Genomic DNA, 22043 nt, shown 5'->3' with positions numbered 1-22043 from the left:
GAGTAGAGATAGTATTTGACCAGGCAGATGCACTGTCCACCTGGTCAAATAGAAAATGCCTGCAGAATTATGTAGAATTCTGCGGAATTGTTAGGTAAATATATAAATTATTTTTGAGGATACACAACAACCAGCAGCATCTTGAACTCTTCTGGAGCCTGAAGCGCATGTGGGTGACCAAGTGGCATCACAATAGACTGACCAGCTTCAAGGGTGTAGACATCGTCATCGATGGTAATGCTTGCGCGTCCCTCAAGAATGGTGACAAATGCGTCGCCGCCCGCGCGATGGCTTGCGATCTCTTCACCTGCGCCAAAACCAAAAAGGGTAACGCTGACGGCATCGTTTTGCGCAAGAGTCTTACTGATGACCTGGCCAGAAAGGCATGCAACCTGGTCTTTAAGGGTTACCACAGTCTTTGCATCGATGTTCTTCATGACACCAGGAATCAATTCTTCGGACATACTAACCTCCAACGGTAAATGTTATCGATGACTAGCATTTACCCGAACTAGCCGTCTTCAATCAGTAAATTTCAAAAAAATCGCAGGTAGAAATTGCTTTTTTTAAAGCAATTTGCTGAGCAGCGGAGTCATCTTTCCCTGAGAGACCACCATCACATGATGCATCGCACGCGACAGGGCGGTGTAGAGCCTACGGCGAGAAATTCCGTCTGCTTTATACACTTCCTCTTGTGCGTCGGCAACAATGACCTGATCAAACTCAAGGCCCTTTGCTAGTGCAAGGTCGAGAAGAACAACACCCTTCGCGGGTAGGGAATCGTGACTGGTGAGCACTTTGACGCCGGTGCACAGCTTGGCCTGCGCTGCGCCGTTGGCCTGCGCCGCACCGTTGTCCGCAACGCCATCGGTCGCGCCGTCCGCGGTGCCGTTTCCGCTCTCTGCAAAAACCCCTTCTAGCTGTTTGGCAAGCCAGCGAACACGAGACTTCTCGGTACACACAATGGCGGTCAGCCCGTCAAACTCTTGTGCCTGCTCAATAAGGGACTTCATAGTTTGCAGGTACTCGGCGCGCTCAGTATCTTTGTTGTCAGCGACCACCTCAAAGAACTCAGGTTTTTTGCCGCCGCGTTGAACGGAGCTTGTCTGGCCACGCTCTTCTTCGCTCAAAAGCGAGGTAAACAGTGCGGTAATCTCGGGAGAGGAGCGGTAGCTGGTCAGAAGCTTACAGGTAGAAACAGCGCCCTCGCCGTGTGTTGCACTAAAGATCTTCTCAATCTGCTCAAACGTTGCGGTATCTTCCCAAATTGCCTGGTTAGAGTCGCCCAAAAGCAGAAAGTGCGCACGCGAGAAGTACTTTCCAAGCACCATAAGCTGCGTTTCGGTGTAGTCTTGGACCTCGTCAATCATGACAAACTTGACGTTTTTCTCGCCAGCGCCTGTGATAAGAAGACGCAGGTAAACACATTCGGCTCCGCTTAGCGCGGAGGCGTTGAGCATGCGCATACCAATACGGTCGATGCGCAGCCAGGAAGCGGACTCGATGACCTCGTGCGCATAGGCAAAACGCCAGTTGAGGAACTCGCGGGTGCGCGCCAGAACTTCTTCCTCGTCGGAAGGGCTGATGGTGCGACCAAAGACCTCAAGCTGCTGCTCAACGTCAAGGGAGAGCATCTCTTCCTGGATTTCGTCGTTGTGAGCCATCTGGCCAAGTCTGCGCTCCAGGCGGGTGTGGAGCTCGTCTTTGGCAAGTGCAATGAGGCGCGGTCCCACAGGGAATTGTGAGAACTTTGCCACAGAACTAGCCACCTGAGCTGGCTTAATAAGCGTGGTTCCTTCAACAGAAATGGCCTTGAAGTCGTCCTCGTAGAGCTCAAGTACGGCAAGCTGCTCTTCAAGTTTCTTCAGAGAATTAGGGTTGTTGTGGGCACCCGATGCGTGGTCGGCCAGACCTAAAGCCTTGAGGAAAGAATCCCAGGTAAATACCTGCGGATTGTGCTCGCCCATGCTAGGCAAAACAGTGTTGATGTAGCGACCAAACATCTCGTTAGGAGTGAACAGGTACACCTGATCTGCGGTAAGTGTGGTGCGCTGCTGGTAGAGAAGGTACGCAATACGCTGCAGCAAAACGGATGTTTTGCCCGAGCCTGCAATGCCGTTGACCAGTAGAACGGGCACATCCTCGTGCCTGACAACAACGTTTTGTTCGCGCTGGATAGTTGCGGTGATGGCCTGCAGCTTCTCGGTGTGCTGACGTTTCAGAGCGGCAAGCAGCAGAGAGTCTTCAATGGCAACCGTTGTGTCAAAGTAGAGGTTCAGCTTGTCTCGTGTGATGTCAAACTGTCGTCGAAGTTCCAGTTCAACCGTTCTTTTCTTGCCGTCTACCTGGTACGACGTAGTTCCCATCTCTTGGTTGTAATACGTCTCGGCAACGGGGCTGCGCCAATCCACAATAAGCGGCGTACGGTCTTTGTCCGTAATGCCCGCCGCACCAATGTATACATCGCGAGAAGGACGTCCAGGTCGCATCTTGAGCGTGACCTTAGCAAAGTAAGGCTGCCTCAAGAGGATTTCGACTCGACCGAGTTTCTCGACAGTGAAATCGTGATACTGGTTGTAGGTATCAATAACGCTGTTGAGCGTCTCAATGGCCGCAAGGGTCTCGATGGTTTCGTCCGCTCCACCAAAGTCTGGGCGGATTTCTTCACTCATCTGACGAAGGTCTCTAGCTGCATCTTTTTGCGTAGTATTGAGCGTTGTGTCCAAATCCTCACGAATCTCAACAAGTTTTTGATAAACGTGGGAGAGGTGCTCTTGCTCTTGCTGGTGGATTGGATCCATGATGCTCCTAGATAGTTGCGTCTTCGATGCGGCGGCGCAACTCGTCAATGCCCAGGCCGGTCTCGGATGAGGTAATAATGGCCTGTTCAGGGGTAATGTGGAATGCTTTACGCAAAGCAGCCGCGGCTTGGTTTTGCTTGCCGCGTGCAATCTTATCAGCCTTGGTAAACGCAACTACAAAGGGCAGATCAGCCTCTTGGAGAAAGCTAATCATCTGCAGGTCAAGCTTTTGAGCTTCGTGTCTGATATCAACAAGACTAATGACCAGGTTAAAGCTGCGTTCTTGCTCAAAATAGCCGCCAATGAGGTCCGCCCAGCGTTGTTTTTCTTGGCGAGAAACTCGTGCAAATCCGTATCCAGGCAAGTCTACAAATTTGACGCCATCAACGTCAAAGAAGTTGATATTAGCGGTTTTACCTGGGACACTTGAAACTCGTGCGAGTTGCTTTCGACCAATAAGTTTATTTAAGAGGGAAGATTTACCCACGTTTGAGCGGCCCACAAAGGCCACCTCAGGAGTTTCTGGAGAAGGAAGTTGTGAAATTGCCCCGTATGATGCCTCATATCGTGCGGTTTCATACTTAAGACCCATGATGCCTCCCTGTGCGCTTCAAAAACGTAAGGTATTATTTTAGCGCAAACAAGGAGGTGTAGAACCTTAAACCCACGTAACTGCCTGGCAGCAGCGCTTAAGCGCATCGATGTAGAGCTCACCAAAGGGCGAGAGGCTCTTCTCGTCGTGTGTTACGTAGCCAACTTCCATGTAATCATCAACAGCTAGAGGAATTGCAACAATGTTTGGGCCGTTGAGCTCCTCGTTAATAAGACCGGTGCTGATGGTGTAACCGTTCAAGCCAATAATCAGGTTGAAGATAGTGGCACGGTCTCGGACCATGATGTCCTTATCGCGATCAAGCGTTGCCAGAAGCTCCTCGGAAAAATAGAACGCGTTGTGCTCACCCTGCTCGTAAGAAAGGCGAGGGTAGGGGGCAAGATCGTTAAGTGTTACCGAGGAGCGCTTTGCCAGCGGGTTATCTTTTCCCACAAAGACGCTTGGCTTGCACTTAAACAATGGCGAGAAAACCAAGCCCTGGTCCTGCAGCGTTTTTCTAATAACGCGCTCGTTGAACGAGTTGAGGTAGAGAACGCCTACCTCACTTCTTAGCTTGGACACGTCTTCAATAATCTCGTAGGTTTGCGTCTCTCTGATACGGAAATCGTACTTTGAGCCGCCGTGCTCTTTAATCAGGTTGACAAAAGCCTCAACTGCAAAAGAATAGTGCTGGCAAGAAACGCAGAAGCGCTGCTTAGAAGGGGCGGTGCCCAGATAGCGCTCTTCAATAAGGTCGGTCTGCATGATAACTTGCCTGGCATAACTCAAAAACTCCTCGCCATCTGCGGTAGGTTCAACACCCTTGCTGGTCCTGTTAAAAAGGGAGATTCCCAGCTCGGCCTCAAGCTCTTTAACTGCGCTACTCAGGGTAGGCTGCGAGATAAAGAGCTGTTTAGCTGCGGCGTTAATAGTGCCTGCCTTAGCAATAGCAAGAACGTATTTAAGTTGAGTCAGAGTCATAAGTCAGATTTCTACGCAGAGGTTTTTCTCGCCTTATTTAACGCCATACTGCTGGTAGTAGGCATCAATGGCGGCCTTTAAGGTGTCGTCGATAATAACTTTGCCGTCAACCTCTTTGTTGTAGAGGGCCTCGGTAACCTCATCCATGGAGACAATGGCTGCGGTTGGCATGCCCCAGCGCTCGGAGACTTCCTGGAGAGCCGCAACTTTTCCGCCCTTGCCAACTTCCATTCGATTAAGCGAGACAATAAGGCCAACTACCTCGATGTTTGCAATAGAGGTAATCAGAGGATAGGTCTCTTCAATAGACTTGCCAGAAGTGGTGACGTCTTCAACCATAACTACTCTCTGGCCGTCTTTGAGCTCTGCTCCTAAAAGCATGCCCGCATCAGCGCCGTGATCTTTTGCTTCTTTTCTGTTGGAGCAGTACTGAACCTGTTTGCCATAGAGCTCATTGATTCCCATTGCAGTGATAACGGAAAGGGGAATGCCCTTGTAAGCAGGACCAAAAACTACGTCAAAATCCAGGCCAAAGTTGTCGTGAATGGCGCGAGCGTAATAAAGACCCAGCTTGTGGAGCTGCTCACCAGTGACATAGGCGCCGGCGTTCATGAAGAAAGGAGATTTGCGACCACTCTTGAGCGTAAAATCGCCAAATTTAAGTACGTTGCTATGGACCATAAACTCAATAAACTCGCGCTTGTAGTCTTCCATGGTTTCTCCTTTAGCAGGCCTTTTAACGTAGCGGCACTTTGTAGGCAAGTTCTACTGCACTAGTTTAGCCGAATTGCGGATATGTGTTTTATGGCGCGGTGTTTTATGGCGCACGTTGACTTCGCTGTGTGAGATTAGCGTAAATACTGCCAGATATATAAAAGTGAACGTTTGCCATGTGGTTATGCGGTATTCTAAGTAGATATTTGTTCGTCTCGCAGGATAAGCCTGCAGAGCGCAGGATAAGCCTGCAGAGTGAGTTACAAGGAGGGTATGCCCGTGGAGCGCATCACGATTTCTGCATTGTACGCAGATGCAGAGCAACTTGGTGGCCAAAAAGTTACGGTGGCCGGCTGGGTACGTTCAGTAAGGGATATGAAGAATTTTGGCTTCGTCACACTTAATGACGGTAGCTGCTTCAAAGACCTACAGGTTGTTATGAATCGTGAGAACCTTGGCAATTACGAGGAGGTTGCTTCCTGTGGCGTTGGCGCTGCTCTGATTATTCAGGGTGTCCTTGAGCTTACTCCCGATCGCCCACAGCCTATTGAGCTGCAGGCTCAGACCATTGTGATAGAAGGACCATCCAGCCCAGATTATCCAATGCAGAAGAAGCGTCAGTCTCTTGAGTACCTTCGTACGCAGCAGCATCTTCGTCCTCGTACCAACATGTTCCGTGCAGTTTTCCGCATCCGTTCTGTGGCTGCCTTTGCCATCCATCAGTTCTTCCAGGATCGCGGCTTTGTCTACGTGAACACCCCAATCATCACCGCATCCGATGCTGAGGGCGCAGGAGAGATGTTCCGCGTTACCACGCTTGATCTAAACAACGTTCCACGTACCGAGAAGGGCGATGTTGACTACTCAAAGGATTTCTTTGGTCAGTCTTCTCACCTCACCGTTTCTGGACAGCTTCAGGCAGAGAACTTTGCTATGGCCTTTGGTGATGTGTACACCTTTGGTCCAACGTTCCGCGCAGAGAACTCCAACACACGTCGTCACGCTGCAGAGTTCTGGATGATTGAGCCAGAGATGGCTTTCTGTGACCTTGCACAGGACATGGACGTTGCAGAAGAGATGCTGCGCTACGTTATTGCATACGTGCTTGAGCATTGCCCAGATGAGCTTGAGATGCTGAACAAGTTTGTGGATAAGGGTCTGCTTGAGCGCCTGAACCACGTTGCAACTTCCCAGTTCTCTCGTGTTTCTTACACCGAGGCAATTGAGATTCTGCAGGAGGCAGTAAAGGCTGGTCAGAAGTTTGAATACCCTGTTGAGTGGGGCATTGACCTTCAGACTGAGCACGAGCGCTACCTTACCGAGCAGCACTTTGGAAAGCCAATCTTTGTTACTGATTATCCAGCAGAAATCAAAGCCTTCTACATGCGCCTTAACGATGACGGCAAGACTGTTGCCGCAGCTGACTGCCTTGTTCCAGGCATTGGCGAGATTATTGGTGGCTCACAGCGAGAAGACCGTCTTGAACTTCTGGAGAAGCGCATTGTTGAGCTTGGCATGAACCCCGACGATTACAAGTATTACTTGGATCTTCGTCGTTACGGCTCTTGCACCCATGCTGGCTTTGGTCTTGGCTTTGAGCGCCTTGTTATGTACCTCACCGGTGTGGACAACATCCGCGACGTTATTCCTCACCCTCGTACCGTTGGCAACGCTGACTTTTAAGATTGCCGGTCACAGGCGGTGTAGGGACGCGTGGATAGAGCGCTAACTTAACCGCCACAGTTGCCAAGTCTTTCATGTTGGATTTTTGCGTGCAGATTATGCATAGCCGTTATGCAAAAACTGCATAGCAGAGATGCGAGATAAAAAGTTTTTCTCGCCATATACCGATATATTTGCCCGTTGGCAGTAAAAATAGGACGTCCGTGCAAAATTGCGCGGGCGTCCTATTACGCTATAAGAAGCAGTTTTCTGCAGATGACCAGCGGAGGTAAACATGGTAAAGACTTTGGTTCTTGTACGACATGGTGTATCTGAACGTGGCTCTGAAGACATGAGTCGAGAGCTCACACGTGCTGGTCAAAGGGCTTTATCTGCCAATTATCCTCATATTTTTGGTCTGTTAGGACCAGAGGGTGAAGAGGCTGAGATTTGGACAAGTCCCGCTCTTCGCGCACTTGAGACTGCAGAGATTGTGGCAGAGGCTCTGGATGCAGAAGGTCTGGAGATTCATGACTCCCTTTACGATCAAGATCTTCCTGCACTTCAGGCAGAGCTTGAGCACGCTGATGCAGAAACACTGATTCTTGTCGGACACGCTCCATTTTTGGGTTATGTTGCAGAGACTCTGCTGGGATTTGAACTTCCGCTGACAAAGGGCGCTGTGTGCGCTATTGACGTACGTGGTTCGCTTTGTCATCAACACGAGTGCGTCTGGAAGCAGCTTGGAGATGTTCGCGAGCCTCACGGTAAGCTTCTTTGGCTGGTCAGTGGTCCTTCCACTCAGCCTTGGGAGACGCTTGATGCCCTGGATGAGGCATGTGCTCATGCGGCAACTAACCTGGAAGACGCGTACACGGAGTTCCGCGCTCATCCAGAAGATCCTGCAGTAATCGCAGCATTTAGGTTTGCCCTCAGAGGAACTCAGCTACTCACCAAGTTCTTCTCGCCACTTCTTAACGAGGAGGCAGTTGAGATTGCCGAGCCAGTTTATAGGCTGATGCTTGGTGCAACTACGCGTCTTCGTGAGATCGACGGCTTCTCTGATACCGTTGCAGATTTGATGGAGTCCGGAGAGCTCTCTCAAGGCTCCAAGCTGGTCAGTGCTGTCGAGGCAGCTCGCGAGACTGAGCGCGATCGCGTCTGTGAGGCTCTGCGCAAGAAGGCAGTTCGTCGTAGTCTGCGCTGCGCTCTGGATGAGCTCTTTGAGCCCGCATGGTCAGACGCTGTCTTGCAAGATGGCATCTCGTTTGAGGATGTCAGCAGCCGCTTTGATTACATGCTTGAGACTATTGATGCGCGCCTGTTTGGCCTGGATATGACCAGCTTCTCTGAGGTACACCATGCAAGGCGAGAAGTTCGTGAAGTTGAGCACATTCTTTTCCACCTCAGTGACATGTTGGGCGAGAAACGCGCAAATTACACCCAGATTATGCAAGACATTGACTCTGAGCTCAGTACTGTTTGCACAGCTCAGCGTAACATTTCTCTGGTCAAAGAGTGGAAAGACTCTATGGACTTCAGAGATGTTACCTCAGACCTCGCAATTGTTTCAGAACATGAAAAAGTTTTGATTGAGCGTGTTATTGAGGGTAGAGAGACTAGTATCCTTAGATAATCACATAGTCCACGTTTGGAGCGCATTGACGTTTGCGCGGCGTGGATGATGATTATGAGGGAGGATGCTATGTCTGAGAGCATCGAGACTCGCTGCGTGCAGGGCGGTTATCAGCCTGGTTGCGGTGAGCCTAGGCAAGTGCCTATCATTCAATCAACCACGTTCAAATATGACGAGTCGATGCAGCTTGGAGAGTTGTTCGACCTCAAAGCTGCTGGCTATTTCTATTCTCGCGTTCAAAATCCAACGCTGGATAATGTAGCTTCAAAGATTTGTGCTCTTGAGGGCGGTACTGCTGCAATGCTGACTTCTTCTGGTCAGGCAGCAAACTTCTTTGCCGTCTTTAACATTGCTGAGGCTGGAGATCATTTTATCTCCCTGTCTACCATCTATGGCGGCACCTTTAACCTGTTTGCTATCACTCTTAAGAAGATGGGTATTGAGTGCACGTTTATCTCGCCAGATGCAACTGACGAAGAGATTAACGCAGCATTCAGACCAAATACAAAGTGCGTCTTTGGTGAGACCGTTGCAAATCCTGCACTGGTTGTTCTTGATATTGAGCGTTGGGCAAAGGCCGCTCATGATCATGGTGTACCTCTGATTGTTGACAATACTTTTGCCACACCTGTGAACTGCCGTCCTCTTGAGTGGGGAGCAGATATTGTGACCCATTCAACAACCAAATATATGGACGGTCATGGCTCTGCTGTTGGCGGCGCTATTGTTGATGGTGGTAACTTTGACTGGGCTGCTCACGCAGATAAGTTCCCAGGTCTGACCCAGCCTGACCCTTCGTATCACAACCTTGTATATGCAGATACCTTTGGTAAGGGTGGCGCTTTTATTACTAAGGCAACCGTCCAGCTTATGCGCGACTTCGGCTCTATTCAGTCGCCACAAAGTGCTTTCTATCTCAACCTTGGCCTTGAGTCCCTGCACGTTCGCATGGCTCAGCATTGCAAGAATGGCCAGGCAGTTGCCGAGGCGCTTGTAAACAACCCTAAGGTTGCACACGTAAGCTATCCTGGCCTTCCAGGCGATAAGTACTACGAGCTGGCTCAGAAGTATCTGCCAAACGGTTCCTGCGGTGTTATCACTGTTGACGTTGCTGGTGGTCGTGAGGCTGCCGAGAAGTTCTTGGGTAACCTCAAGGTCTTCTCCATTGCAACGCACGTTGCAGACGCTCGTTCTTGCTGTTTGCACCCAGCTTCTTCAACGCACCGTCAGCTTACTGACGAGGAACTTGTGGCAGCAGGCATTACCCCAGGTACCGTACGCTTGAGCTGCGGTATTGAGGGCACCGAGGACCTTATCAACGACGTCGAGCAGGCACTTGCTGCGCTGTAGGTAGACGTTCTATAACCGCTTATGTTTATGGCGAGAAGATCTTGGAATCAGAAGATCTTCTCGCCATGTTTTTGTGAGGAGTAAGTTGTTGCGCGGAGCTGTGAGAGAGCAGGCTATTGAGCTCGGGAGATGGATTCTGGGTCCAGGTGATCTTCTGGGCTGGAGAGCTCGGGAGCTGAAAGCTCTGCCTCGGCGAGCTCTGCATCGGTGAGTTCGGAGTCCTCTTCCTGAGTGCCATCGGATACAGCATCAGCGCCATCAACACCGTCTGAATTCACACCTTTGAAATGCTTGCGATAGATGTGGATGAGGCAGCCAACAGAAAGCAGCGCCGAGAGTATGTTGGATACAACTGAGACGTACCAGAGCGCGTCCAGACCAAATGGCCTCAGAACCATAAGCGAGCTGATAGGGAAGATGAGTGCCATAAAGACGCTCAAAAGGTTGGAGATCTTTGTTTGCTTGAGCGCAATAGCCAAGCTCTCGGTGCACATAGTAATCCAGCTAAAAATAAAGATAAAAGCGTGAATGCGCATAGCCGGGATGGCCATGTTAAGCAGCTCTTGTGTTCCTTCTGGCAGGTAGAGCTTGACCAAGAACTCCGAGAAGAAGAACGAGACACAAAACGCAAAGATGCCAATAATGATGCCTGTGGAGAAGATGTACTTCTCGATAGCAAGCACTCGATCTTTTTTCTTTGCGCCCCAGTTGTAACCAATGGCTGGCTGCATGGCGTCGGCCTGGCCATAAATGAGTGGCTGAATAAGGCCGCCGGAATAGAGGAGCACGCCGTAAGAAGCAATGGCAATATCTCCGCCAAGACTCAGTAAGGCAGCGTTCATCAGCAGGGAATAAATCCTGCTTGAGATGTTCTGCATAAAGATAGGGAAGCCGTTTACAAAGATTTCTTTGATTTGCGTCCAATTAAAGTGTGGCTTTACAAACTTAAGGATTTGCTTGTTGCCAATAAAGGGCCAGATGCCATAAAGGGACGAGAAGGTAATTGAGATGCAGTAACCCAGCGCTGCGTACTCAACGGATAATCCCAAAACACCTAAGAAGTAGTACTCAAGCACGGTTCCCAGAATTGCGGAAATAAAGGCAATGCTGGTAGAGCGCCTAATTTTGCCACAGATCTTAAGGAAGTTATCAACGGCGTATGAGATGCACATTACCGGCAAGAAAAGGGTCCATACACGCAGGTAAATGGTTCCTTGTTCGGCAATCTTTCCTTGAGCACCCATAAGTGCTAGAACGTTTGGCGCAAAAAAGTAGAAGAAAATGCCGCTGATAACACCAGTGGTAACGAGCATGATAAAAGCAATGGTAAAGATGTTATTGGCTGTCTGGTGATTTTTCTTGCCGTGCTCAACGGCAATGACCGCAGAGGCTCCAACGCCAATAAGGTCGGCAACAGCAAAGCAGAGAATAACCAGTGGAATGGCAATGGTAACCGCGCCAAAGGAATCCTGACCCAGATAGCGTCCAACAAGGATTCCATCTGCAGTGTCGTAGAGCATCGACGCAAGCATAGCAATGGCACCTGGAAGGGCTGCTCGTATAAATAATTTAAATGGTGGTGTTTCCGCAAAAAGCTTATTCGATTCCATACTTCTCCTCGATTAGTGGTGGAACATGTCAGACAGACTCGTGGTGTGGACATGTGACACGCTCACGAGAAGATTAAAAAAGCATCGAACAAGCCTCCTTACATACTTGCAGGTACACGGACAGTTGCAAATACTAACACAGCAAAGTAGCTAATGCTATGATTTATTTGAACATTTTGGACAAGTGTGAGGATTTTTGTGTCAGTGGAACAGAAAAAAGATATCGGCGCTGAGCTTGCTCAGCTGGCTGAAAATTCAAAGGTAGGAGAGCTTTCTAAAAAGGTCACTGAGGTATCCTCTGAGCTGGCAGAAAACGTTTCTGAAGTAGCAGAACGTGCCGAGAAAATCCTTATAGTAGACGAGGATGAACCATTGGACCGTCCTGCGTCCGACCGAGTTAAGGCTACAGTTCCAAGAACTCCTGCTCAACATGTTTTACGCATCGTCTCAATTGTTTTGATTATTTTGGGTGTGGCAGATGTTTTGACTACGTCAGCGTCTCTTTTTGCAACTGTTATGGGCTTACAGCCTTCTGTTCCTTTGGAACAGCTTGAGTTCAGCGGTGTGTATTTTACGTTCAGCAATAACGTGCTTCTAGGCTATGTGTTTGTATTGCTTATTGGTGTGCTGCAGGTTGTAACCTCGGTACTTGGATTACGCGCAGCTAAAGACTCATCAAAAGTTGAACCATACAGATTTCTTTGCTACCTGATTGGCCTGATTATTCTGGTAGGAATTTTATGGGCCTGGGGTAGAGGAGAGTTGATTATTCTTGATCCCTTTGTTCAACTTAATACTATAGTTTACGTGGTAATTTGTTCCAATCTTGCGGATAAAGTAAAGAAGGAGCACGACCAGGGTATTGTGGGAACTACATATTGGCGCTCTCGTCATCAGCGAGTTCTTCACTTTTTTGCACTGGTTTCTATCACGCTGAGTGGAATTGCACTTTTTCTAGTTCTGATTCTGCTTGGACTGCATGACCTTTCTAGAGTTGTAAATCAACCGTTCTTGGCAACTGTTAATCAATTTCTTGAGCAACAGGGTATTCTTACCATTTTCTTGGTGACAGTTGGTGCAGTATTTTCTCTTGTTGCAGGTCTTCTTGCCCTTAAGGGTTCAAACGATGCACGTTTCATTAGACCTTATATTCTTATTGTGAGCACCATCGTTCTGTTTGACGTAGCAAGGATTATCTTTACGGCACTAACGCAGGGCATTCCTGCCATAAATAGTCAGGATGTCTTTGAGTTGGTGTATAACGCCACGGGATGGTATTTGGCTATTCGTATTGAAGCGGGATTGCCAAATAGCTATGGTCTACGCTTGTGGAAGAAGATTTGTTCCAATGCGTAGCATGTAAAAAGCAATTGCTTGCAAAAAGCCTCTGTATCTGAACTGCCTCCCATTTCTTAGACACAAAAAAATAGGAGGCAGTTCAATACACACCTAAGTCGGATAATCTGTTAAAAAGACGTATACATGACGCAGAAAATACCTCAATCATGCAGATTATCGTCATTAGATGTGTAAAATGCCCTCATCTGAGCAGATTATCCGACTTAGGTGTGTTCCGTAGATACAGAATTTATCGATAGTTAAATTTCTTATATAAGTCTATTCATTTTCCAGCATATTAGATTAAGTTTATGCATAGAGATGCATATCGGGTAGTGCGGCCGCCTAGCTGCCTGGCTATCTTGATTGGGAACATGTCAATTCTTCAGCAAAACCTACCAAAGCTGCGCTATTTTGTGCGCCAGGCCTAAAAGCCGACGCTAACACGCTGCAGAATCAAATCCCCCGCATATGAACTGCCTCCCATTTCTTATGTCCAAGAAATGGGAGGCAGTCAAATCAAATGGAATACAGAGGCTTTATTCTTACATTTCTGTGCTTGTAGTTTTACAGGTCAAGCTGCATCAGGCGAGCAATGCTGACAATGTAGATCTTAAGAGCGCGCTTGAGCCATTCCTCAGAGATTCCCTCGTCAGGACCGTGCTCCATACCAACCCACTCAGGCAGGTCTTTTGCTGCCTTACTGTCATAAGGACCAAAGGCAACGGCACGCTTAAAGTGACGTGCATAGGTGCCGCCACCGATAACAAACGCCTGCTCATTGCTTCCTGTGTACTCATGGAACGTATCAAGAAGGGTAGTAATCTCAGGAGAGCTTGGGTCAATGTAGAAAGGAACTGCATCGGAAAGAACCTCAAAGGTGCAACCATGAGCCTCACCAAGCTCAGTCATGCGAGCAGTAATTGCCTCGCCAGTGGTTGAGGTTGGATAGCGGGAGTCAATAGTCTGTACGTAGACGTCACCCTTGGTACGGATAGTACCAGAGATGCAGGTCAGAGGACCAAACTTGTCATCAGTGCTCTGGATACCAGTTCCAGTACCGTCAGTAGTTGAGCAAAGCTGCTGTGAGAAGGTCAAGAAGTCACGTTCTGCCTCTCCGCAGATGTTGTTATCAAGCAGATAGGTCACAAGCAGGCCAATTGCGTTGACAGTTCCCTCAGGCATGGAAGCGTGTCCACCCTTACCTGTTGCGTTAATGCGGGCAAGCTTGGTGCCATCATCTTCAACACCTGCGTCCTCAACCTTGATGGAATCAGTATCAGCCAAGGTAGAAGCGTCAGCGCGAACAAGTGCGCTTGCAAGTCCTGGAATTGCGTTAGGTACGGTACCACCGTCAAGCTCAACGATCTTCTCGCTGTTTGCGCCAGCAATTTTTGGAGAAGTGAACTGTGCGTGGTACACGCCCTTCTCGCCGCAAATAAGTGGGAACTCAGCATCAGGAGTGAAGCAGAATGCTGGCTCTGGATACTTGGAGAGATAGTAAGGGACGTCGCCCATGCCGGTCTCTTCGTTGTTGCCAACGATGGCGCGCAAGGTGTATGGAAGCTTTTTGCCAGTCTTTTTTACCTGTTCAACAAAGTAGTGTGCTGCCCAGAGTGAGAGTGCCAGAGGACCCTTGTCGTCCAGAACACCGCGACCCAGAATAAAGCCCTCACGGCGGGTAACGTCAAGTGGATCTACCGTCCAACCCTTACCCAGAGGAACAATATCGGAGTGAGCGATAGTAGCAAGGTACTTCTCGGACTCACCAGGAAGGTCACCAAAGCCCAGGTAGCCGTCTACGTCTGTGGTCTCAAGGCCTAGGCGCTCTGCAATCTCAAGACCACGGTGAAGTGCCTCGTAAGACTTTGGGCCCCAAGGTTTACCAGGCTCTGCAAGAGACAGATCCTCAACGGACTCTACCTGCACAAGGTAGCGGATATCCTCAATAATCTCTTCCCAGTGCTCGTTAACAAACGCCTCAGCGCTTGCTTTGAGTTCTGCATCAGTCATGAAAAACTCCTTTAATTCAAACGTTTGACCCTGAAACATATGGAGAGCAGTGGTTTTAGCGGCATCTCGCGTATGAAATAGACAAGGTCGGGAACAAGGTACTAGTTACACTATACTTAATACCCCTTATCAAAGGAGTTAACTATGACGAAAAAGACTTTTATTGGAAACGCATCATTTCTTGGCGTTTTAACGGTTTTGGGAATTGTTTTGATGGTTCTTAGGCAAACGCTGCCTCAAGACCCTTCTACACCGCTGTTCTATTCCTATTTTGTTGCGCCAATCATGCTGTATTTTGGCATTGCTGGCCTGGTAGGTCTGTTTATTGCACGCAATACGGGTTTCTCGTTGACTAAGACAGTGGCAGTTGTACTTCGCACGCTTGCAGCAATCCTCTTTGTACTGCCATTCTTTTTCTTCCTGATTGTGGTGCTTCCTTGGACTCTTCTCCGAGGACTTTTTGCCCTCTTGATGGTTGTCATGCTCTACGCGCCATGGTTCTGGGTGCTCTTTGGCCTGCTCTACGGCTTGAGCTGGGCTCAGCAGAAGGTTATTGAGGACGTCACTGCTGATCCATTTGCAGAAGATACGGAAGCTCAGACAGCCGCTGGCGAGAAGATCGGTGTAGCTGACACCGATGCAGCTGACGGAGATGCAATCAACTAACGGTACAGTTCCGCGCCCCATACAGCCCAACAAGAAAGAAGTAACTTGTGCTTGAGCTTAAAGGTATTTCAAAGCGTTACAACACTGGTGGATTTGAACAAACCGCAATGGACCATATTTCCGTTGCGTTTAGGGATAACGAGTTTGTAGCAATCCTTGGTCCTTCGGGCTCGGGTAAGACTACTATGCTCAATGTCATTGGTGGTCTTGATCGCTTTGACTCAGGAGACTTGCTGGTAGATGGTATTTCTACCAAGAAGTTCAAAGAGCGAGACTGGGATACGTACAGAAACAATCGTATTGGTTTTGTATTCCAGGCCTATAACCTTATTCCTCATCAAAGCGTGGTAAGTAACGTTGAGCTTGCGTTGACGCTTTCTGGTGTCTCCAAGACAGAACGTCATGAACGTGCGCTTGAAGCCCTTGATAAGGTTGGCCTTAAAGCACACGCAAACAAGCGTCCAAATCAGCTTTCTGGCGGACAGATGCAGCGCGTGGCTATTGCTCGTGCGCTGGTAAATGATCCAGAGATTTTGCTGGCAGATGAGCCAACAGGAGCACTTGACTCTTCAACCTCTGTGCAAGTTATGGATTTGCTCAAAGAGGTGGCTAAGGACCGTTTGGTCATTATGGTTACGCATAATCCTGAGCTGGCTCATCAGTATGCAACGCGTATTGTTGAATTGGCAGATGGCCAGGTAACTGCAGATTCAGATCCATTTGATGTTGCAAGCGTTTCTCGTCGAGAAGCCAAGCCTTCTCGCAAGACCTCTATGTCGCTTTTGACTGCACTGGGTCTCTCGTTTAATAATCTCATGACCAAAAAGGGCCGCACGCTTATGACGGCGTTTGCGGGTTCTATTGGCATTATTGGTATTGCGGCAATTCTGGCACTGGCAAATGGCGCAAACGGTTACATCAAAAAGGTTGAGGAGGATACGCTTTCAATGTATCCACTCACCATCTCTGAACAGTCCGTTAATATTTCTTCCTTTATTTCTGGAAGTGGTAGCAGTTCTGACTCGGCTGATTCTCAAACGCAAGATGCACAAAGTGAGATGACGCAGAATCAGAAAAACGCAGAAGCCGCAAAGCTAGAAAACCAGCCCGCTGAAGGTGCTATTCCTACCAATAATAGGTTGGGGATGGAGGCAGAGAGTATCGGATCCAATGATCTGACCAGCTTGAAGGCGTTTCTCGACAATAATGGCGGCGGCATTAACACGTATGCCAGTGCTATTACCTATGGCTATTCCGTAAGTCCTTTCATCTACCTGCCAGCAGGCGCGGACTCTGGCTCTTCTGATCCTGTTCAGGTGCAGCCAGATGTTACCTTCTCTAAGGTGTCGCCTAAGATTCCATCATATAGTCCGCTTGCTTCATTTGCAAGTACCACGCTGTTTAGTGAGCTTCCGGGAAATCCTTCCATTTACGAGGACCGCTATACGGTTCGTGCTGGTAGATGGCCCACTGCTTGGAATGAGGCTGTTCTGGTACTGCGTCCAAACGGCACCATGGATGACTTTTTGGAGTACACGCTTGGCCTGCGTGATTACGCTGGCCTGCGCTCTACCGTTGATAAAATTGCAAGTGGAGAATCTGGCACTATCGAAGAGTCTCATAATACATACACCTACGACCAGCTGATGTCTCCAACCTTTAAGCTGGTTATGCCTTATCAGCGCTATGTATGGGACGGAAATCTTGGTGTCTGGACAGACAAATCCGATGATCAGTCATACATGAATGACCTCATTGCTAACGCACCCGACCTGCATATTGTTGGTGTTGTTCAGGCAAAAGACCCAACTACCACAGGAGCGCTTTCTGAGGGCATTTACTACACGCCACAACTGACTCAGAAGATGATTTCTGATGCAGAGGCATCTCCTATTGTTCAGGACCAGATGAATCGTTCGGACGTTGACGTTTTCACGGGTAAAACCTTTGAGGACGAGAAGAACGGTCAAACTTCTGAGGGACTTTCTATCGGCTCTCTCATTTCTGTTGATCCTAATGTGTTGTCTTCAGCGTTCAACTTTAATTCGCAGGCACTGAACTTCTCGTCAATTAATCTATCTGGGCTGGATATGTCCTCGCTTGACCTTTCTGACGTGCAGCTACCAGCTTTTGATCCGTCACAGCTTAATCTGTCTGACAGCAATGTACTGTCTTCCGTTACGTCTTCGCTTGATCCAGCTGCGCTGGCGACGGCTTTCCCAGAGCTCTCTGCGTCAGACATTCAGCAGATTCTTTCTGGCATTACCGTTAATTTCAAACCAGGAGGACAAGCTGCTATTTCTTCGCTCATGGGCAATATTGCTCTGGGATGGAACTCTTGGAGTGCGGCTAACCCCGGCAAGACCATGGCAGACTACCTAGCAACAGATCAGGTGCGCACGCAGATTTTGACAACCGTTTCTTCTGCGGTTGATACCGATGACCTGCAGCAACAGCTGGTTAGTGCTCTGGCAAATAAGCTGGGAACCAATCCAGATCTTCCAAGCGTCCAGGCTGAGGTTTCTCAGAGGCTTATGAGTGCTTATCAATCACAGATTGCAAGTGCTCTTTCTGCAGCTATTACGCGTGCTATGAGTGCTTACGTGCAGTCTGCGTTAACCAGCGTGATGACGCAGGTTGCTTCCAGGATGCAAAATCAGATTGCAGGCGCTCTCAATACAGCTATGCAGGGCGTCGCGGCAAATATGTCCAATGCTATGCACATAGATCAAGCAACGCTCGCAAGTGCCTTTAAGCTCAATGCTGACCCATCGCAGCTAGCAGCTATTGCCGCCTCAATGTTAAGGGCAACGCCAGCAACGTATGAGTCAAATCTTTCTAAGATGGGATATGCGGACCTTAATAAGCCCACGTCAATCAACATTTATCCGAAAGACTTTGCAAGTAAAGAAAAGATTGTTGAAATTCTTAATACGTACAACGCCGACGCAAAGGCTGCTGGCGAAGAGTCTAAGGTAATTACCTATACCGACATTGTCGGCGCGCTGATGAGCTCTGTTACGCTGATTGTTGATATGATCTCGGCCATGCTGATTGCATTTGTATCTATCTCGCTTGTTGTTTCTAGCATCATGATTGGCATCATTACGTTCATCTCGGTCCTTGAGCGTAAAAAGGAAATTGGTATTCTGCGCTCCATTGGTGCTTCCAGGCGAGACATTGCCAACGTATTCAACGCGGAGACGTTTATCGAAGGTCTTATTTCTGGTGTTATGGGTATTGGCATTACGCAGCTACTCATTTTGCCCGCAAATGCTGTGGTCAAAGCCATGTTTAACGTGGACAACCTGGTGGTCTTGCCGCTGAATGGTGCGCTCATTTTGATTCTGATTAGCGTTGTTCTAACACTTCTTGCAGGTCTTATTCCTGCAGGTAGGGCGGCTAAATCAGACCCAGTTCAGGCACTGAGAAGCGAGTAGCCTACTGCCTAAACGCGTCATCTGGCGAGAAGGTCGTCGAGCGGTACGTTTTACCTTACTAGAAAAACCCTGTCATGCGTGCACATGACAGGGTTTTTGCGTTGCTATTGCAGCTACCAGGCCTAGTTTTCCTGGCCGCCAAAGAGGTCGACAACCTCAAGACCAAGCTTGGAGGTTTCAACGGCATCCTTTGCGCCAAAGACAACAACCGAGAGGTCATCATAGCTTTGAGGCATAGTGCTTCCCAGTGCTTTAATGTCTTCAACCTGGGCGTGAAGGATTTTCTCGCGAAGTTTAAGCAAACGCTCTGGGTCACGGTGGTTGAAGTACTCAATGTCCTGCCTGCGAGCAAGCATGCGAGCGGGAACAGGAGCGTCAACACCTGCAACAGAGGCAACTACGTAGCCTTCAAACTCGTCAGCGTCTGGAGTCCACTCAGAGAGCCAGCTACCTGCGCCAACATAGCGGTCAAGGGTTGCATCAAGCGCAGGATCTCGGTAGGAGACAAAGCTCTGCAGGCCAGCGATGGAGTTTCTAAACATAACGCCATAAGCTCCGCCCTTGACGCGAACCTCGTTCCACAGGTAATCAAGACCAAGAACTCTGGTGGCAATTAGCCAGTTACCCTGCTGTTCATTGGTTGCGTGGGCAACGTTTGGATAGGAGAGACCAACGTAGGAAACGTTTGATGGAATGAGGTAGGCCACGCGCTGCAGCTTGCCCTCAGGAACAATAAGCGTTGGCGTTACGTTATCTGATTGTGATGTGTTGCCCTTCTTGAGGCCAAGGACTCCTGCTGTCTGCCAGAATGCCTCGCGGCTCTGGGTGGAGCCGGTAAAGCTGACCGTAACGTTGTCTGCACGGAAAATCTTACAAGTAAGTGCATCCAGGTCTTTTGCAAGCTGAGGAGCGCGCTCATCCCAGTTGGCAAGCAGGTTCTTTAGGTACTCGTAGAAGCCAACACCTGCCAGCGCATCGTTTACGCGGCTAGCAGCAGAATAGGAGGTTAAAGCCTTATTCTGTGCAGCGGTATGACCCGCGCCAACAAAGTACTGTTCCTGCGCAATGCGTCGCTGAATCAAGATGTTCTTGAGGCGGCCCAAGTCGTCAAAGCATGTGCTGGACCAGACCTCAGAAGGAATGCTTGCAAGCCCCTGGGTTTTCTCGGCAAGGGCGCTTGCAGCAACAATGAAGGCAGGATATGCCTGGTCAAGGGTGTCGTGGTCGTAGATATCCGTGAAGAACGAGAGGTGACCAAGGTTGCTCTCAATAAGAATATCAAGCTCGGATGCGGTATGTGTAGCCGTATCAAGCTTTCCCAGCGCCTCAGCAAGAATGCCCACAAGAGGCAGCTCTTCAAAGGTAACCGCGCTGGTCAAATCAAAGTAATGGTAGACGTAGTCGATGCCGTGAGTATCCAGCTCGTGCGCAATGCACGGTAGGGGAGCTTCAACCTCAAAGCCAGCAGGACGCTCTCTACCTGCACCGATATCACTGAGCGAGAGGGACGGCAGCTTGGCTAAGTCTTCTGGAGCGTCAGGTGTTTCTTGCTCCAGACGCAGTGCTTCAACTTCTGCACGGATCTTCTCGACATCCTCATCAGTGAGCGTGGAGTGAAGTTGTGCCAGCTCAGCAGCTTCTTCTTGAGCCTCTCCCTCATCTGTGGGGACAAGCTCAACTTGAGCTGCGTGCTTGCTGTTGCAGATGAGCTCCAGCAGCAACTTCTCAAAGCCCTTTTGAGCTGCAAGTTCTTTGACGTAGGCAATGGCGTCCTCGTAACGGATGTAGTCCAGAGGACGTGCGTCGTCATAGAGCCAGCTTGAAAGCGAACGCAGCGTGTACTCAATACCGTTTGAGTACGGCTGATCATTCTCGCGCAGGTTAAACTCTGCAAGCGCAATGGAAGCATTGAGCTTCTTTGGATCAATGCCTTCAGCGGCAATTTTCTGGCAGGTGGTTTCTACCAGCTCACGGAACTTCTGAGCTGCGCCCTCCTTAAGGCCTTTGAGCTGCAAGAAGAGCATAGGTTGGGCAAGGTCGTCGGAGAGATAGTAGCTAAAGTCATCGCCAAGCTCTGCGTCAAGAATTGCACGCTTAAGCGGGGATTCATTGGAGCCCATGAGGGTGTCAAACAAGATATCTGCTGCCATCATCTTATTGCGCTGGTCAGGTGTTCCAAGCACGTAGCCCAGGCCAACGCTGGAGTTGTCAGCTGTGGTGTTCATGCGGACCTGAGCAGGCTCGGGCAACACGGGTGCCTGTAGGTTAAGCGGATTAGGGGCACCTGCATCGCGTTTCTCGGCAGCTGCAAATCTCTGGGCAATGAAGGAGAGCTCACGCTCACAGTCAAGGTCGCCGTAGAGGAAGGTGTAGCTGTTAGAGAGGTCGTAGTGGCGAGCGTGGGTGTCCAGGAAGTTCTCGTAGGTGAGCTCGGGGATTGCACGAGGCTTACCACCGGATTCTTTGTCGTAGGCGGTGTCAGGGAAGAGAGCCTCGCTCACAGAATCGTAGAGCACGCGATCAGGGTCAGAGAGGGCGCCCTTCATCTCGTTGAAGACAACGCCGTTGTAGCTCAGATTGCCCTGCTCGTCAGCTTCTAGGTGCCAGCCTTCCTGCTCAAAGATGCGCTTGCGCTTATAGATTGCAGGATGCAGAACGGCGTCCAGGTACACGCTCATCAAGTTTTCCAAGTCAGCCACATTGGTGCTGGCCACAGGGTAAACCGTTTTGTCAGGGTAAGTCATTGCGTTCAGGAACGTCTGCATAGAGGTCTTGAGCAGGTTAACAAAAGGCTCCTTGACAGGATAGGAATCGGATCCACAGAGAACAGAGTGCTCCAAGATGTGGAAGACGCCTGTGTGGTCTACAGGGGGCGTCTTAAAAGCAATGGCAAACGAGCGATTATCATCGTCGCAGGCAAACCACATAAGGCGAGCACCTGTAGGAACATGCTTAAAGATGTAGGCGTAGCCAGAAATCTCGTTAACCCACTCAGCTGAGATTACCTCAAAGCTCTTGTCTTCTGCATGAAGCGTACCAACAGAAAACGCGCTGTCCATCTGCGAATACTTGGATGTCATAAGCTGCCAATCTATACGAAAACTTACGTGAGCATCAATGCCGTTTTGAACCATCTTGCCCATTTGAACCGTTTGGAGACTTGAGACTCCACACAAAGCGGGGTAAGGTGGATTTTTGTTATTGTGATACTACCGCGTCAGGGGAAAAGTGACACTTGTA

Annotated in this window: 14 protein-coding genes; 6 read left to right on the top strand and 8 right to left on the bottom strand. The window is 49.3% G+C overall.

All coding sequences use genetic code 11. The features are described from left to right. Positions 1 to 107 precede the first annotated feature (107 nt). From HMPREF1492_RS06220 to pyrE, 5 genes are all read right to left on the bottom strand, one after another. Positions 108 to 464, bottom strand: coding sequence for a cupin domain-containing protein (locus HMPREF1492_RS06220; RefSeq protein WP_035432807.1), 357 nt, complete (start codon positions 462 to 464; stop codon positions 108 to 110). Positions 465 to 566: 102 nt separating this feature from the next. After that, positions 567 to 2801, bottom strand: a complete 2235-nt coding sequence (locus HMPREF1492_RS06215; protein ID WP_035437080.1) for a HelD family protein — start codon at positions 2799 to 2801, stop codon at positions 567 to 569. 7 nt (positions 2802 to 2808) lie between these two features. Next, positions 2809 to 3393: a ribosome biogenesis GTP-binding protein YihA/YsxC gene (gene yihA, locus HMPREF1492_RS06210; RefSeq protein WP_035437077.1), complete on the bottom strand. Its 585-nt coding sequence runs from the start codon at positions 3391 to 3393 to the stop codon at positions 2809 to 2811. Between the two features lie 66 nt (positions 3394 to 3459). Beyond that, entirely contained in the window at positions 3460 to 4374 is a 915-nt protein-coding gene (locus tag HMPREF1492_RS06205; protein WP_035437075.1) for a LysR family transcriptional regulator, read from the bottom strand. Between the two features lie 33 nt (positions 4375 to 4407). Then, complete coding sequence (gene pyrE, locus HMPREF1492_RS06200; protein ID WP_035437073.1) at positions 4408 to 5088, bottom strand: orotate phosphoribosyltransferase; 681 nt, start codon at positions 5086 to 5088, stop codon at positions 4408 to 4410. Between the two features lie 279 nt (positions 5089 to 5367). On the opposite strand from pyrE, the gene asnS reads away from it, so the two are divergent. The 3 genes from asnS (at position 5368) to HMPREF1492_RS06185 (ending at position 9736) form a co-directional block, all read left to right on the top strand. After that, positions 5368 to 6771 carry an asparagine--tRNA ligase gene (asnS, locus tag HMPREF1492_RS06195; RefSeq protein WP_035437071.1) on the top strand — a complete coding sequence of 468 codons (1404 nt, stop codon included), beginning with the start codon at positions 5368 to 5370 and terminating at the stop codon, positions 6769 to 6771. A gap of 274 nt (positions 6772 to 7045) precedes the next feature. Then, a complete protein-coding gene (locus tag HMPREF1492_RS07320) occupies positions 7046 to 8386 on the top strand; it encodes a CHAD domain-containing protein (protein WP_051479438.1) in 1341 nt (446 codons plus the stop codon). Between the two features lie 69 nt (positions 8387 to 8455). After that, positions 8456 to 9736, top strand: a complete 1281-nt coding sequence (locus HMPREF1492_RS06185; protein ID WP_035437068.1) for an O-acetylhomoserine aminocarboxypropyltransferase/cysteine synthase family protein — start codon at positions 8456 to 8458, stop codon at positions 9734 to 9736. Positions 9737 to 9849: 113 nt separating this feature from the next. On the opposite strand, the gene HMPREF1492_RS06180 is transcribed toward HMPREF1492_RS06185, so the two are convergent. After that, entirely contained in the window at positions 9850 to 11346 is a 1497-nt protein-coding gene (locus HMPREF1492_RS06180) for an MATE family efflux transporter (protein WP_035437065.1), read from the bottom strand. Positions 11347 to 11550: 204 nt separating this feature from the next. On the opposite strand from HMPREF1492_RS06180, the gene HMPREF1492_RS06175 reads away from it, so the two are divergent. Next, positions 11551 to 12702 (top strand): hypothetical protein, encoded by a 1152-nt coding sequence (locus HMPREF1492_RS06175; RefSeq protein ID WP_051479437.1) that lies wholly within the window; start codon positions 11551 to 11553, stop codon positions 12700 to 12702. Between the two features lie 549 nt (positions 12703 to 13251). Here HMPREF1492_RS06175 and HMPREF1492_RS06170 read toward each other — a convergent pair. Continuing rightward, on the bottom strand, positions 13252 to 14697 hold the full coding sequence (locus tag HMPREF1492_RS06170; RefSeq protein ID WP_035437062.1) for a Sapep family Mn(2+)-dependent dipeptidase: 1446 nt from the start codon (positions 14695 to 14697) through the stop codon (positions 13252 to 13254). A 144-nt stretch (positions 14698 to 14841) separates the two neighbouring features. Between HMPREF1492_RS06170 and HMPREF1492_RS07315 the strand changes: the two genes are divergently transcribed. Both HMPREF1492_RS07315 and HMPREF1492_RS06160 read left to right on the top strand, forming a co-directional pair. Beyond that, positions 14842 to 15363, top strand: a complete 522-nt coding sequence (locus HMPREF1492_RS07315) for a hypothetical protein (RefSeq protein ID WP_051479436.1) — start codon at positions 14842 to 14844, stop codon at positions 15361 to 15363. Between the two features lie 47 nt (positions 15364 to 15410). Next, complete coding sequence (locus tag HMPREF1492_RS06160; RefSeq protein WP_035437058.1) at positions 15411 to 18803, top strand: ABC transporter ATP-binding protein/permease; 3393 nt, start codon at positions 15411 to 15413, stop codon at positions 18801 to 18803. Between the two features lie 122 nt (positions 18804 to 18925). Here the strand turns inward: HMPREF1492_RS06160 and HMPREF1492_RS06155 are convergent, their stop codons facing one another. Continuing rightward, a complete protein-coding gene (locus HMPREF1492_RS06155) occupies positions 18926 to 21946 on the bottom strand; it encodes an insulinase family protein (RefSeq protein WP_232215630.1) in 3021 nt (1006 codons plus the stop codon). Positions 21947 to 22043: the final 97 nt, after the last annotated feature.

Origin of the sequence: Atopobium sp. BS2, from assembly GCF_000565075.1 — a bacterium.
GTDB lineage: Bacteria > Actinomycetota > Coriobacteriia > Coriobacteriales > Atopobiaceae > Lancefieldella.
Note: the sequence above shows the minus strand (reverse complement) of the source record. Positions and strands in the feature narration are given on the sequence as shown.

Coding starts and splice junctions, on each gene's coding strand:
- HMPREF1492_RS06220 (WP_035432807.1), bottom strand. CDS start 464: ATGTCCGAAGAATTGATTCCTGGTGTCATGAAGAACATCGATGCAAAG.
- HMPREF1492_RS06215 (WP_035437080.1), bottom strand. CDS start 2,801: ATGGATCCAATCCACCAGCAAGAGCAAGAGCACCTCTCCCACGTTTAT.
- yihA (WP_035437077.1), bottom strand. CDS start 3,393: ATGGGTCTTAAGTATGAAACCGCACGATATGAGGCATCATACGGGGCA.
- HMPREF1492_RS06205 (WP_035437075.1), bottom strand. CDS start 4,374: ATGACTCTGACTCAACTTAAATACGTTCTTGCTATTGCTAAGGCAGGC.
- pyrE (WP_035437073.1), bottom strand. CDS start 5,088: ATGGAAGACTACAAGCGCGAGTTTATTGAGTTTATGGTCCATAGCAAC.
- HMPREF1492_RS07320 (WP_051479438.1), top strand. CDS start 7,046: ATGGTAAAGACTTTGGTTCTTGTACGACATGGTGTATCTGAACGTGGC.
- HMPREF1492_RS06185 (WP_035437068.1), top strand. CDS start 8,456: ATGTCTGAGAGCATCGAGACTCGCTGCGTGCAGGGCGGTTATCAGCCT.
- HMPREF1492_RS06180 (WP_035437065.1), bottom strand. CDS start 11,346: ATGGAATCGAATAAGCTTTTTGCGGAAACACCACCATTTAAATTATTT.
- HMPREF1492_RS06170 (WP_035437062.1), bottom strand. CDS start 14,697: ATGACTGATGCAGAACTCAAAGCAAGCGCTGAGGCGTTTGTTAACGAG.
- HMPREF1492_RS07315 (WP_051479436.1), top strand. CDS start 14,842: ATGACGAAAAAGACTTTTATTGGAAACGCATCATTTCTTGGCGTTTTA.
- HMPREF1492_RS06155 (WP_232215630.1), bottom strand. CDS start 21,946: ATGGGCAAGATGGTTCAAAACGGCATTGATGCTCACGTAAGTTTTCGT.